This window comes from Polyangium jinanense (genome assembly GCF_028435265.1).
Lineage (GTDB): Bacteria > Myxococcota_A > Polyangia > Polyangiales > Polyangiaceae > Polyangium > Polyangium jinanense.
The window spans coordinates 44,329-59,488 of record NZ_JAGTJK010000030.1 but is presented as its reverse complement, the minus strand read 5'-3'; the positions used below and the strand labels follow the sequence as shown (position 1 = coordinate 59,488).

Below are 15,160 nucleotides of genomic sequence, written 5' to 3'. Positions count from 1 at the left end.
ATCGCGGGGCCGCAGCGATGAATCCAAGGGCCCTATCGCCTTTCTGGGAAGGCGCGCGGGCCCCTGAGTAATATTCGATGCCCCGAACCCGGGGTTTCTGGTCGCCTCGGGCGACGGCGGGACGCAAAAGGCAGGGAAGGCTGGCTCACGATGGAAGGCAAGCAGAAGGTCGCGCTCACGTTCGCGCTCTACCAGAATGAAGCGCTCGTGCGTCGAGAGACGGTGACGCAGGACATCGTCAAGGTTGGAAAGGACCCGAAGAGCCATCTGCGCGTCGACGACGAGCTGGCCTCGCGCATGCACGCCGTCATCGAGGTGGCGTCGCCCGAGGACATCACGCTGATCGACCTCGGCAACGAGCCGGGGACGCTCGTGAACGGCGCCCGGGTCAACAAGGTCAAGATCAAGGCGAACGATCAGCTCCAGATCGGCGGCACGAAGATCGTGCTCGAGAAGGCGGAGCCGGTGGCGGTCGCGGGTGGCGCGGCGAAGGCGCCCGGCAATCCGTTTGCCGCGGCTCCGGCGGCGAACCCGTTCGGCGCGGCTCCGGCGGCAAACCCGTTCGCGGCGGCCGGCGGCAATCCGTTCGCGGGCGCTCCCGCAGCGGCGCCGAGCCCGTTCGGCGGCGGCGGCGGCGACCCGTTCGGCATGAACAACCCCTTCGCGCAGCCGAAGCCGCCTTCGCACGATGAAGTGCCGCACGACGCGCCCGAGGGCTCGTACACGTACCAGCTCGTGAAGAGCGGCCCCGACGTCCCGAACGAAGAGGTCGAGACGCCCTCTGCGTCCGTCGAGGTGATGATCATGTGGGATCAGATGATCCTGCATGTCTCGCACCATACGCCGCCGCGCTCGTTCTACGTGGGCGAGGAGGAAAGCAAGAACTTCAAGTGCGATTACTTCGTGCCCCAAGAGAAGATCGGCACGACGCGCGCGCCGGTGGTGCTCGCGGATCGCGGCGGGTCGGTCTCGGTGGTGCTCCTGCCGCGCGCGAAGGGCACGATCGAGCTCGCGGGTCAGCCGAAGATGACCGTGCAGCAGGCGATCGACAGCGGCAAGACGCAGCCCTGCTCGGAGCTCTCGGGCGCGTTCCAGATCGCGCTGCCGCCGGGCTCGAAGGCGCGTATCGACGTGGACGGCCTGATCTTCCAGGTGTCGACGGTGAACGCGGGCCGCGTGGTCGCGGGGCACGTGCAGTTCGACACGCAGAACTACCTCTATCACGGCCTCTCGATGGCCGTGCATCTCGGGCTCCTCGCGGCGATGGCGTTCTTCATGCCGCCGCTCGGCGCCACGGACGAGGACGGGGTCTCGGACGATCAAAAGTTCATGATCCAGCAGTTCCTCAACGCGGCCGCCGAAAAGGAGATGGAGGAGAAGGAGACCGAGCAGGTCGCCGAGAACTCCGCCGACAACAAGGAAGGCGGCACGGGCACGCGCGCCAAGGGTGAAGAGGGTTCCATGGGTAACCCGAACACCAAGGCGTCGGGCAACCGGTACGGCGTGCAGGGACCGCAAGACAACGCCGATCCGCACATCGCGCGTCAAGCCGCGCTGCGTGACGCGGCGGAGTTCGGCATGATCGGTCTGCTCAACTCGGGCGCCGGTGGTGATCCGAACGCGCCGACGGCGCCCTGGGGTCGCGACGACTCGCTCGGCAACGACGCGCTGTCGGCCCGCGGCAACATGTGGGGCGACAACATCGGTGACTCGTTCGGCGCAGGCGGCCTCGGTTTGTCCGGTATCGGCGAGGGCGGCGGTGGCCGCGGCGAGGGTATCGGTCTCGGCTCGATCGGCACGATCGGCCACGGCGCGGGCACCGGCACGGGCCAGGGCTTCGGCTCCGGTCACGGCCGATTGTCGGGGTCGCACCGCACGAAGCCGCCGCAGGTGCGCATGGGCGCCACGAGCGTGAGCGGTCGCCTCCCGCCCGAGGTCATTCAGCGTATCGTGCGCCAGAACTTCGGTCGTTTCCGCCTCTGCTACGAGAACGGCCTGCGGAACAACCCGAACCTCCAGGGCCGCGTGGCGGTGCGCTTCGTCATCGGTCGTGACGGCGCGGTGTCGAACGTGGGCAACGGCGGCTCGGACATGCCGGATGGCGGCGTGGTGTCGTGCGTGGTCCGCGCGTTCTACGGTCTGTCCTTCCCGCAGCCGGAAGGCGGCATCGTGACCGTCGTGTACCCGATCATGTTCAGCCCCGGCGGCTGATCTCGGTCTGAATCGGAAGCGTTGCCCCGCGGGTCACGAGTTCGCGGGGCTTCGTGTTTTTGTGGACGAGCATCGGCGCTCGCGGGGGAGCGTCCGGGCCTCCCGAGTACGCCCGGACGCTTGGCGCTTTGGGAGATGGGCACAATCCAACTGGACTTTCGGCGCGCCATCCGCCTATTCTCGGCGCGCAAGAGAACGTCTCGTCCTGTGCCTGGGCGGCAATTTGGGCTGCAAGTTCGAGGACTTATGTGCGTGCTTCGTGCGGGTGGGGCTGCCGTGGCCCTGTCCGCGCGCGGGTGACGCGAGGAGCGGCGGAGCCGGCTCCAAGAGAAAGGTGAGCGAAGCAATGAAGCTTGGCGCAATGGTGATGGCGTCCGGTCTCGTGGTCTCGAGCATGCTGGGGCTCGGGTGCAGCCGGAACCGGCAGGAAGCCGTGATCCTCGCAAACCAGGCGGACAAAGAGGTCACGCTGAACCCGGATGGCGCTGCCACGAAGTACGAGCAGGCGACCAAGCTCGATCCCACGAACCATCGGATCTTTTACAAGCTCTCGATGGCCTACAAGAAAAAGGAGGAGTGGGACAAGACCGCGTCGACCTTGAGCCGCGCCACGCAGCTCGCGCCGAAGTTCGCGAACTACTGGTTCGAGCGCGCGTACGCACTCGAGATGCAGGCGAAGAAGAAGACGATCTCGTACGACGAGGCGAAAGAGCCGTACCAGAAGTGCATCGAGAACGATCCGAACTTCGCTGACTGCTACCACCAGCTCGGCAACGTGTTCCTCTGGACCGACGACGAGCAGAAGGCGCTCGAGAACTACACCAAGGCGGTCGAGCACAATCCGGCCGAGATCCGTTACTATACGGCGCTCGCGGATCTCTACATCCGCCTCGGATACACGAAGGAGGCCGAGCAGGTGCTCAAGGAAGCGAAGAACTTCGCGAAGCCCGGCGACAAGACTCTCTTCGGTGTGCACGTGCTGCTCTCGCAGGTTCACCAGGATCGCGGGTCACTCCCGGAGATGGTGACGGAACTCGAAGCAGCGAAGGCGGTCGCGGGCAACGAAGGCCCGGAGTCGGTGCAAATTCTCTTCAGCTTGGGCAGCACTTACGCGCAGCTCACGCCGCCGAGGACGCAGGAAGCCGTCCAGATGCTCAAGGGCTTCACCACCCGGGCATGCAAGGGGGCGAAGGCGGCGAGCTTCAAGACCGAGTGCGAGACCGCGCAGACGCTGGTCACGCGGCTCGGTGGCAACTAGTCGGGGGCGCGGTTCGACGACGTCGTTTGCAAGGCCTTTTGTAGGTCAGGTCAGGGGCCGAGGAATCCATGGATCTTGCGCAGCGTCTGAAGCATCTCGAGTCGGTTCGTGAATGGCAGGGGCTCGCCGAAGAGCTCGAGAAGGGGCTCGCCAGCGAGGCGGATGCCACGGCGAAGGCCGGATACCACCTGCGTCTGGGGCGGCTCCTCGAGGAGAAATTCCTCCAGGGCGTCAAGGCGCTCAAGCATTTGCAGGACGCCTTCAAGCTGAATTCGACGCTCACCGAGGCTCTTCGCCTCGCGCGGCTCGTGTACTGGGATCTGGGCAAGATCAACATGGTCCAGAGGCTCCTCGAGCTCGAGCTGAAGGGGCTCGGGGACGGCCCCGAAGCGACCTCGCTGCTCGTGGAGCTCGGGGACGTGTACTGCGACATCGGCGAGAACGAGAAGGCCGTGTCGACGTACGCGCGCGCGCTCGGCGCGTCCGGGGGCACGAGTGAGGAGGCGCGCGCCGGTCTCGCCGACGCGCAGGTCGAGCTGGAAGGGTGGGAGGCGCACGTCGCCGAAATCCTCCAGCGCGCGAACGACGCGTCGAGCGACGCGGCTTCGCGGGCGCGCCTGTTCCTGCGGGCCGCGCGGCTCGCGCGTCGCTTCGCGCCGGCGGAGGTCGATGATCTCCTCGCGAAGGCGTACGAGGCAAACCCGCTCGATCGCCAGGTGGCCGCGCTCTACGAGGGGATCCTCGTGGAGGAGGAGCGCTCGCAGGCGCTCGTCGATGCGCAGCGCCGCGTGCTCGACGCGATGCGCGGTCGTACGCGCGCGGAGGCCGCGCTTCGGTTCGGCACGCGCTGGGCGACGCGCCATCAGAACGCGGAGCTCGGCGCCAAGCTGCTCGAAGAGGCGCTGACGCACGATCCCGAGGCCGAGGGCGCGTTCACGTACCTGCGTGATCTTTGGGGCGCCAAGGAAGGCGACTGGGAGCGTGTCGCGACGCTCGCCGAGAAGATCGCGTCGGACGGCGGCAACGGCTCGTCGTTCATGCTCGCGCAGGCCGGCGGGATCATCTGGCAGAAGCTCGGCAATGTGATCCGCGCGCGGCCCTGGTTCGAGAAGCTCTCGCAGGTCGCGCCGCAGCACCCCACGCTGCTCGCGTTCGAGACCCAGATCGGCGAGCGCCTCGGCGCGGCGGCGTCCGTTCCCGTGGCGTCGGTGCCCGCGGCTTCGGTGCCCGCGGTCTCCGAGCCCGCGCCGTCTGCTGCTGCGCCCGAGGTCGAGACCGAGGTGTCGACGGAGATCGTCGAGGAAGAGGTCGCCGTCGACTGGGCGAAGATCGAAGAGCTCAAGGCGAAGGCCCAGAAGCAGGAGCAGGCCAAGCGCTTCAACGAGTACGTCAAGACGCTCGTCGAGCTCGCGGAGGCGGTGCCCGACGCGGCGGACAAGATCGCGTACTACCTGCAGGCTGCGGATCTCTACACGGGCAAGTTCTCGAACGCGGCCGAGGCCGTGAAGTGCTTCGAGGCGATCCTCGTCATCGACGGCGAGAACGCGCAGGCGATCGAGTACCTGCAGCAGAGCTACGAGAAGCGCCGCGACTGGGAGAAGCTCATCGGGCTGAACCGTCGCAAGGCGCAGATGATGCCGCCGGGGCCGTCGCGCGCCGAGAAGTTCCTCGAGATCGCGAAGCTCGCCACCGAGCGCGTCAAGAAGCCCGAGGTCTGCGTCGAGCTCTGGGACGAGGTCCTCGCCGACGATCCGGAGAACGTCGAGGCGCTGAACGCGCTGTCGGGCCTCCACGAGCGCTCGAAGGACTGGGACAAACTCGCCGTCGTGCTGCAGAAGCAGGTCGAGATCACGGCCGACTTCAAGGCGAAGGAGGCGCTGCTCGGCAAGCTCGGCGCGCTCTACGGCGAGCGCCTGAACAACGACGACGCTGCGATCGATGCGTGGGAGCAGCTGCTCACGCTGAACCCGAACGAGCGCAAGGCCCAGGAGGCGCTGAAGAAGCTCTACCTGAAGGTTGCTCGCTGGGAGGACCTGCAGCGGTTCTACGAAGAGCAGGGCAAGTGGGACGAGTTCATCCGTGTTCTCGAGTCGCAGGAAGCGAAGGAGACCGAGGACAAGAACAAGATCAGCTTGCTCATGAAGACGGCCCAGCTCTGGCTGGATCAGAAGGGCAAGCCCGATCGGGCGATGAAGGCCTACGAGAAGGTCTGGACGATCGACGCCGGGTACCTGCCGGCGGCCGAGGCCCTGATCCCGCTCTACACGCAGGCCAACAACGCGAAGGGGCTCGCGGTCGCGATCGAGGTCAAGCTCGCGAACGATCAGGACGCCGACACGAAGCTCGCGCTCTACCGTGAGGTCGCGGGGCTCTACGAGGCGAAGCTCAAGGAGCCGCAGAGGGCGTTCGAGCGATTCCTGTCCGCGTTCGAGCTCGCGCCCGGCGACGAGCAATGCGTCGAGGACGTGGAGCGCGTCGCGCGCACGACGGGGAGCTGGGACAGCCTCATCGCGTCGTACGGCAAGACGATCGCGCGCGCGGACGAGGATGCGGATCGTGATCTCGGGATCGCGCTGCGTCTCCGTCTCGGCCGTGTCCTCGTCGACGAGGTCAAGCGCGTGGACGACGCGCTCGCGCAGTTCCGCGCCGTGTACGACACGGACAGCGAGAACGCCGCGGCGATCTCGGCGCTCGAGCGTCTCTATCGCGACACGGGTCGGTTCACGGAGCTCCTCGAGATCTACAAGCGCAAGCTCGAGCTGGCGCAGGACACCGAGGAAACGAAGAGCATCCGCTACGCGATCGCGCAGCTCTACGTGAACGAGATCAAGGAGCCCGCGAGCGCGATCACGACGTACAACGAGGTCCTCCAGGACGATCCGGCCGACGCGCCGGCGCTCGAGGCGCTCGATACGCTCTACCGCGAGCAGGAGCAGTGGGAGAGCTACGTCGACGTGCTCCGTCGGCGCATCGAGCTGAACCTCGGCGACGCGATCACGGTCGACCTCAAGTACCGGCTCGGCTCGACGCTCGAGAAGCTCGGCGACGCGCACGGCGCGCTCGAGAACTACCGGGAGATCCTGGCCCTCGATCCGGCGAACGACGGCGCGCGCATCGCGCTCGAGAAGCTGCTCGAGAACGAGGAGCTCCGCGCCGAGGCGGCCGGCATCCTGCAGGAGATCTACGAGACGCGCGGCGACTGGGAGAAGCTCATCCAGTCGCTCGAGATCCTCGCGGCCGCGGAGGCGGACGTCGGGACGCGCGTGAACCTCCTGCGCAAGGTGGCCCGTACGGCGGCCGAGCACCTGACGGATCTCGCGCGGGCGTTCGAGGCGCAGAGCCGCGCCCTGAAGGACGATCCGTCGAACGGCGAGACGCGCGGCGAGCTCGAGCAGCTCGCGGCGCAGGCCGGCTCGTGGGACAAACTCTTCGCGGTCTTCAGCGAGATCGCGGGGGGCCTGAGCGACGAGCGGCTCGCGCGCGAGTACTGGATGCGGCTCGCGGGCATCTCGGAGAAGCTCGGCAAGATCGAGGACGCGGCGAACGGCTACAAGCGCGTGCTCGAGATCGATCCGGCGGACGGCGAGGCGCTTGCCGCGATGGACGCGCTCTATCGCCGCACCGAGCGGTGGCAGGACCTCATCGAGGTCTTCCGCCGTCGGATCGCGCTCGCGCCGGAGTTCACGGATCGCGAGGCGCTCTTCGCGCAGATGGCCGAGGTCTACGAGGAGAAGCTCTCGCAGCCCGGCGACGCGATCGCCGCCTACCAGGAGGTCCTGCGCGAGGATCCGACGAGCCACGTCGCGCTCACGGCCCTCGACGGCCTCTTCTCGCGGCAGAGCATGTGGGAGGACCTCGCGGACAACCTGGAGCAGCAGCTCCGGTACGCCACCGAGGACGAGCAGCAGATCCGGCTCATGCTCCGTCTGGCGGCGCTGCGCGAGTCGGCACCGATGAACCTGCTCGACACGGCGATCGAGGGCTACCGCCAGGTCCTCGAGCGCGAGCCCTCGAACGCGGAGGCGCTCGGCGCGCTCGAACGTCTCGGCAAGCTGCCCGAGCACGAGGTGGCGATCGCCGAGATCCTCGAGCCGCTCTATAGGGCGTCGGGCGATTACATGAAGCTCATCGGCGTGCACGAGGTGCAGGTCCGACGGAGCGACGACGTGAGCCGCAAGGTGGAGTTGCTCCACCAGATCGCGACGCTCTACGAGGACGCCGGCGGTAATCTGAACTCGGCCTTCGACACGTACGCGCGCGCGCTCGGGCACGACCCGGCGCTCGACACGACGCAGCAGGGCCTGGATCGGCTGGCCCGCGCGACAGGAAGGTTCGCCGACCTCGCGCGCGTGCTGGAGGAGCTCGCGGCGCAGCAGCAGGAGCCGGAGCTCGCGAGCCAGCTCTTCACGATGAGCGCGCGCGTCTACGAGTCGGACATCGGCGACATCGAGAGCGCGATCAAGCACTACCGCAAGGTGCTCACGATCGACGTGCGGAACCTCGGCGCGGCCGAGGCGCTGGAGAACCTCTTCAGGGCCGCGGATCGTTTCGAGGAGCTGTCGCAGATCCTGCAGCAGAAGGCCGACATCCTCGACGAGCTCGGCGAGAAGAAGGGCGCGCTCTTCCAGGCTGCGTCGATCGAGGAGGAGATCCTCCAGCGGCACGACGCGGCGATCGCGGTGTACGGCAAGATCCTGGAGCTCGATCCGGAGGATCTCGGCGCGATCGATCAGCTCATCAAGCTCTACCTCGGTTTGTCGCGGTGGGCCGACCTGCTCGCGGTCTACACGAAGAAGGTCGATCTCGTCGGCGATCCCGAGGAGAAGAAGAGCATCTACTACCAGATGGGCGCGGTCTACGAGAGCGAGCTCAAGGACGTGCCGGCGTCGATCGACACGTACCAGCGCGTTCTCGAGCTCGATCCGGACGATCAGCAGGCGCTCGGTCGGCTCGACGTGCTCTATCAGCAGGCCCAGAACTGGCACGAGCTGCTCGGCGTGCTCGAGCACCTCTCCCGCATCTCGGCCGATCCGGCGGAGCAGATCAGCTACAACTACCGAATCGCCGAGCTCTACGAGAAGCACCTCGGCGACGTGCAGCGCGCGATCGAGCTGTATCGCGATCTCCTGCAGGTGATGCCCGACCACGAGCCCACGCTGGTGGCCCTCGAAGGCATCAAGAGCAGCGGCGCGTCGGCGGCGCTCGAAGCAGCTCTCGTGCTCGAGCCCATCTACGACACGGCGCAGCAGTGGGACAAGCTGATCAGCGTCCTCGAAGTGCAGGTGGCGAAGGCGGACGATCCGTACGCCAAGGTGGAGCTGCTCCACCGCATCGCGCGCTTGCACGAGGAGATGCTCGGCAACCACCAGGCGGCCTTCGACACGTACGCGCGGGCGGTGACGTTCGACATCGCGAACCAGGACTCGCTCGGCAACATCGAGCGGCTCGCGATGTACGTGACGCGGTGGAAGGACGTCGCGGCGCTCTACGATCAGGAGCTCGGCAAGCTCGGTGAGCAGCCGGATCAGTTCGTGGAGCTCGGGCTCCGGCTCGCGGGGATCTTCGAGACGCAGCTCGAGGACGTGGAGAGCGCGGTGGCGCGCTACCGGCGCGTGCTCGAGGTCGAGGCGGAAAACTGGACGGCGATCTCCTCGCTCGACCGGCTCTTCACGATGACCGAGCGCTGGACCGATCTCGTGCCCGTGCTCGCACGCGAGGCCGAGTCGTCGCCGAACCCGGAAGACTCGCTCGAGTTCAAGTACCGGCTCGGCCAGGTCCACCAGCTCCGCCTGAACGATCTGTCAGCGGCGATCGGCGTCTACCGCGAGATCCTGAACGCGGCGCCCGATCACACGGCGACGCTCGAGGCCCTCGAAGGGCTCTTCGCGGCGGGCGTGAAGCAGCTCGAGATCGGCGAGATCCTGGAGCCGCTCTATCAGTCCTCGGGCGACTTCGAGAAGCTCGTGGGCGTTCTCGAGGCGCAACTCACGCACCTCACGGAGCCCGCGGATCGGCTCGCCATGTACTACCGCATGGCGGAGATCCACGAGGAGCGGCTCGTGGCGCTCGACGGCGCGCTCGGCGTGTATGTCCGCGCGCTCAAGGAGTACCCGGCGGACGAGAAGACGCTCGAAGAGGTCGAGCGGCTCGGCGGCTCGACGGACGGCGGCTGGAACACGCTCGGCGACGCGTACGCCGACGTGCTCGGCCTGCATTCCGACAAGGCCGTGCAGACGAACATCGGCACGCGGCTCGCGCGCGTGTTCGAGGAGGAGCTGCGCGACATCGAGAAGGCGGAGCAGACGTACCGCTACGTGCTCGGTGTCGATCCGCTCGATCCGAAGGCGCTCGCCGAGCTCGATCGGATCTACACGGGGCTCGAGCAGTACGCCGACCTCGCGGGGATCCTCGAGCAGCGCGTGAAGGTGCCGATGGAGCCCTACGAGCTCATCGAGCTCTACGGCCGCCTCGGCCAGGTGTACGAGGAGCAGCTCGGGCAGGTGGACGACGCGATCCGCGCCTTCCGCCGGCTCTTCGACGAGCTCGACGTGAACAACGAGGCCGCGATCTACGCGCTCGAGCGCCTGTACGGCAGCAAGGGCTCGTGGACCGAGTTGATGGGTGTCTACGAGCGCGAGCTCCAGATCACGGCGAACGAGGGCGACGTGCGCGCGAAGATGGCGCGCCTGCTCTCCGAGCCGGAGATGCTCAACAACATCCCGGCCGCGATCGACATGTGGAAGCAGGTCCTCGACATCAAGGGCGAGGACACGGAGGCGCTCTTCGCGCTCGCGAACCTGTACGAGCGCGAGCAGCGGTGGGCGGAGCTCTGCGAGGTCCTCGAGCGGCAGTTCGACGTCGAGCCGACCGACGAGGCGCGCGTGGCCGTGCTCCTCCGTCGCGCGAAGCTCTACAACGATCAGCTCACGCGCGACGACCTCGCCCTCGACGACTACAACCGCGCCCTCGACATCGAGTACGCGAACGTCGAGGCGCTCTACGCGATCGCGGACATCTGGCGGAAGCGCAACGATCCGAACGAGCTCGTGAGCATCCTCCACCAGACGGTGGATCGCGCGGGTTCGGTGCTGCCGGCCGAGAACGTGGTGGCCCTCTACCGCGAGCTCGGGACGACGTACCAGAACGTGCTCGTCCAGCCGTACGACGCGATCGACGCGTGGCGGAAGCTGCTCGCGGTCGACCCGCGCGACTTCGAGGCCATGGCGGCGCTCGAGAACCTGCTCCGCGCCGAGGAGCGCTGGGTCGAGGTGATCGACGTCAAGATGGGCCGCGCGGCCGCGTACGAGGACGGCGCAGAGAAGATCCGCGAGTACCTCGAGGTCGCCGACATCTGGGAGCACCAGGTCCAGGACAAGGACAAGGGCACGCCGGCGTACGAGAAGGTCCTCGAGATCGAGCCGACGCACGATCGGGCCTACCTCGCGCTCGAGGAGCTGCACGGCGCCGCGCATCGGGCCGAGCCGCTCATCGAGCTGTACCTCGCGCGCCTCGACACGCGCGAGGACACGGACGAGAAGACGGACATCCTCCGCAAGGTCGCGCGCGTGTTCGAGACCGAGCTCGAGGACCGCATGCAGGCGTTCGACGCGCTGCTCACGGCGTTCGAGCTCGACTTCGACAACATGGACACGGTTCGTTACCTCGAGCGCATGGCGCAGGCGACGAACCGCTGGCCGGAGCTCGTGCAGACGGTCAACGGCTGGCTGCAGGCGCTGAACCCCGATAGGGATCCGCTGCGCACGATCCGGCTCTGCCTGCATCTCGCGAAGTGGTACGCGGAGGACCTCGGGCACCCCGAGTACTCGCAGCCGTACTACGGCAAGGTGCTGCAGATCGACCCGAACAACGTCGACGTGCTGCGCCAGATGGCGAACTTCCACAAGAAGGGCGGCCAGTGGCAGCAGCAGGGCCAGATGCTCACGCGGGCCCTCGAGATCGCCGTCAAGGACACCGATCGCAAGGAGATCCTGACGGAGCTCGGCGAGGTGCTCGAGAAGAACGCGGGCGACGTGGAGCAGGGCCTCTCGTTCTACAAGCGCGCGCTCGACGTGGACGCGTACCACCTGCAGGCGCTCGAAGCGCTCGACCGCATCTACACGGATCGCGGCCTGCTCCCCGAGCTCGTCGACGTCCTCACCCGCAAGGGCAAGGCGCAGACGGAAGCCTCGCAGATCGCGGCCACGAAGCTGCGTTGCGCGGGTCTGTACGAGAAGGACCTCGGCCAGATCGAGAAGGCGGGTCAGGTCTACCGCGAGGTGCTCGAGGTGGACACGGCCAACCTGCTCGCGATGCGCGGCCTCGAGCGCGTCTACAACCAGACGCACCAGTGGCCGGATCTCGTGGGCGTCCTCGAGATGCAGCTCGACGTGGTCACGACCGAGCGCGAGCGCATCGACGTGCTGCTCAAGATCGCGAAGATCCAGGAGGAGCAGTTCCTCAAGCCGGATCTCGCGGCCGCGAGGCTCGAGCAGGTCGTGGACATCGATCCGCAGCACGAGACTGCGCTCGATTCGCTCGAGCGTTGCTACCGCCGACTGCGGCAGTGGCACGATCTCATCAGCACCTACGATCGCCACATCAACGCGACGATCGACAGGCAGAAGAAGATCGAGCTCTGGTCGGCGACGGCGAAGGTGTACGCCGAGGAGGTCCAGGACTTCGACCGCGCGATCGACGCGTGGCTGAACATCACGGACCTCGACGACAAGCACATCCCGGCGCTCGAGGCGCTCGCGAAGCTCTACGAGAAGCAGGAGGATACGTCGCGCGCCATCGACTACATGACGCGCGTCGCCGACCTGACCCCGGACGGCAAGCAGCGCGTCGAGATGTATTACCGAATCGGTAAGCAGCTCGACGAGAAGCAGGGCGATCGGATCGCAGCGCGCGATCGCTTCGAGATGGCGCTCGATCTCGATCCGGCGCACCTGCCGACCCTCGCCGCGCTGCGCGTGATCGCGATCGACTCCGCGGATTGGGATACCGCTGCCCGGTACCTCGATCAGGAGCAGATGAACACCGAGGCGCCGCGCCAGCGCGCCAAGCTCCTCGTGGAGCTCGGCAGGCTGCGCGATCACCAGATCGGTGAACACGATCTCGCGGTGCAAGCGTACGAGCTCGCGCTCCAGAGCGACGGCGACAACGAGGACGCGGCGATGCCGCTGCTCGCGGAGTACGTGAGCAACGAGAAGTGGGCGAAGGCGGAACCCCTCGCGGAGATGCTCGTCCGCAAGTCAGGCAAGCGCGAGAAGCCGGAGCAACACCGGCTGCAGAACACGTTCGGCAAGGTGCTCGTCGCAGTCGGGAAGAACGAGCAGGCGCTCAAGGCGTACCAGGCGGCCTACGGGATCGACATGACGGATCGAGAGACCATCGAGGGTCTCGCCGACGTGTGCTTCCGCCTGGGCGACTGGGCCGGCGCGCTGACGAACTACCAGAAGGTCCTCGGGACGACGGACGAGGCCGAGACCGAAGCGCGGGCGAACGTCTACTACAAGCTCGGCCTCATCAAGCAGAACCAGGGCCAGGCGAAGCAGGCGATCAACAACTTCGAGAAGGCCCTCGGCGTGGAGCCCGCCCATCGGCCGACGCTCGACGCACTCGTCGCCGTCTACGACGGGCTCAAGGACTGGAAGCAGGTCGCGCACTACAAGCGCCAGATCCTCGACAACGTCATCGACGGCGCCGAGCGCTTCAAGCTGCTCGGTGAGATTGCCGATACGTGGGAGAAGGATCAGAACCCGACGAAGGCCGTCGAGGCGCTCGAAGAGGCGCTGGATCTGGAGCCCCAGAACCACGTCCTCTTGCACCGGATGCTCACGCTGTACCAGAAGGTCGCGCAGTGGGAGCAGATGGTGGACACGCTCCAGCGCATCGCGGACCTCGAGACGCAGCCCGGTCGCAAGTCGCGCTACTTCTTCACGATGGCGCAGATCTACCGCGACAAACTCGAGGATCTCCCGCGCGCGGTGGACCTGTTCAACGACGCGCTGGACCTCGATCCGGCCTTCCTCGACGCCTTCGAGCGCATCAACAAGATCCTCACGTCGCAGAGGGACTGGAAGCAGCTCGAGCGCGCCTACCGGAAGATGCTGCACCGCGTGGCAGGCAAGGGGAACATCGACCTCGAGTTCACCCTCTGGCACGCGCTCGGCCTCATCTACCGCGATAGGCTCGAGGACGTGAACGCGGCGGTCGAGACGTTCAAGATCGCCGCGCGCCTGAAGCCGGAGGACGTGCAGGAGCACCAGATCCTGGCGCAGCTCTACACGGGCCTCGGGAACACGGAGGACGCGATCGCCGAGTACCAGTCGCTCGTGAAGATCGACGCGACGAACGCCGACTCCTACCACGAGCTCTACCGGCTCTACGTGGAGCAGAAGGCGTACGATCCGGCGTGGTGCACGGCGGCAGCGCTCGCGTTCATCCGCAAGGCCGACGAGGACGAGCAGCGCTTCTTCGAGGACTACCGTCCGCAGGGGATGCTGCAGGTCAAGAACCGGCTCGACAACGAGCAGTGGCTCCGAAACCTCTTCCACGAGGAAGAGAACCTCTACATCGGCAAGATCTTCGAGATGATCGCCTCCGCGGCGCTCAAGGCGAAGATCGCGACGCTGGAGGCGAAGAAGGAGAAGCCAGTTCTCGATCCGCGGTTCCGTCAGGATCCGGCCACGTCGACCGTCACGTTCGCGCGTACGTTCGGCTGGGCCTCGCAGGTGCTCGGGATCCCGTGCCCGGCGCTGTACGTGCGCAGCGACGTGCCGGGGGCCCTCGTCGCCGTTCCGGCCGAGCCGCCCTCATCGGTTGCTGGTCAAACGGTCTTGACCGGGTTCTCGCCGCAGGAGCTGACGTTCATCATCGGCAAGCACCTCGCGATGTATCGCGGCGAGCACTACATCAAGACGCTGTTCCCGACGGTCACCGAGCTGACGGTGCTCCTCTTCGCGGCGATCAAGCTCGTCCAGCCGGACGCGCCGTCGCCGCCGGACATCGACAAGCAGGTGCTGGCGACGGCGCAGACGATCCGCCAGTTCATGCAGCCGATGCAGATCGAAGGTCTGCGGATGGTCGTGAAGAAGTTCGTGGCGGACGGCGCGAAGGCAAACCTGAAGCGGTGGTCGCAGTGCGTGGACATCACGGCGAACCGTGCCGGGTACCTGCTCTGCGGCGACCTCGAGATCGCGAAGAAGATCATCGCGGCCGAGCCGCAGCAGCCGGGTGATCTGCCGCCGCAGGAGAAGCTGAAGGAGCTGCTCCTGTTCTCGGTGTCGGATCAGTACTTCGCGCTGCGGCAGACGCTGGGCATCGCAATCGGCGGCGAGTAACCCTCACCGCGCGGACCAAAACGAGCCGCCCTCCTCGAAAGGGGAGGGCGGTTTCGTTTGTGTGGGCTTGCGCGGGGCGTTGCCCCGGACCCCAGCAGGGGGCTGTCCGCCCCCTGCACCCCGGACCAGGCGCGGCCTGGACCGAGGGCCGAGAAACCGCGCGATGCGCGGTTTCTCGGACGGGCCCGTGGCAAGACCACGAACGGCGTTGCCAACCAAGACAGCGGCACTGCCGTACGTGCTGGGGACGTTTTCCCTGTCGACAGCGCGCATCGCGCGCTGTCGCCCCGCGTCCAGGGCTTGCCCTGGTCCGGGTCCAGGGGCGGACAGCCCCTGGTCGGGTCCG

At 67.0% G+C, this 15,160-nt stretch carries 3 protein-coding genes; all 3 read left to right on the top strand.

Annotated features, from left to right (window positions below):
- Positions 1–150: 150 nt before the first annotated feature.
- The 3 genes from KEG38_RS36605 to KEG38_RS36595 all read left to right on the top strand — a co-directional run bounded on the left by KEG38_RS36605 (position 151) and on the right by KEG38_RS36595 (position 14,814).
- Entirely contained in the window at positions 151–2,211 is a 2,061-nt protein-coding gene (locus KEG38_RS36605; RefSeq protein WP_272425042.1) for an AgmX/PglI C-terminal domain-containing protein, read from the top strand.
- 346 nt (positions 2,212–2,557) lie between these two features.
- Complete coding sequence (locus tag KEG38_RS36600; protein WP_272425040.1) at positions 2,558–3,469, top strand: tetratricopeptide repeat protein; 912 nt, start codon at positions 2,558–2,560, stop codon at positions 3,467–3,469.
- A 68-nt stretch (positions 3,470–3,537) separates the two neighbouring features.
- Positions 3,538–14,814, top strand: coding sequence for a tetratricopeptide repeat protein (locus KEG38_RS36595; protein WP_272425039.1), 11,277 nt, complete (start codon positions 3,538–3,540; stop codon positions 14,812–14,814).
- Positions 14,815–15,160: the final 346 nt, after the last annotated feature.

Excerpts from the sequence above, each read along its gene's own strand:
- KEG38_RS36605 (WP_272425042.1), top strand. The coding sequence starts at position 151 with ATGGAAGGCAAGCAGAAGGTCGCGCTCACGTTCGCGCTCTACCAGAAT.
- KEG38_RS36600 (WP_272425040.1), top strand. The coding sequence starts at position 2,558 with ATGAAGCTTGGCGCAATGGTGATGGCGTCCGGTCTCGTGGTCTCGAGC.
- KEG38_RS36595 (WP_272425039.1), top strand. The coding sequence starts at position 3,538 with ATGGATCTTGCGCAGCGTCTGAAGCATCTCGAGTCGGTTCGTGAATGG.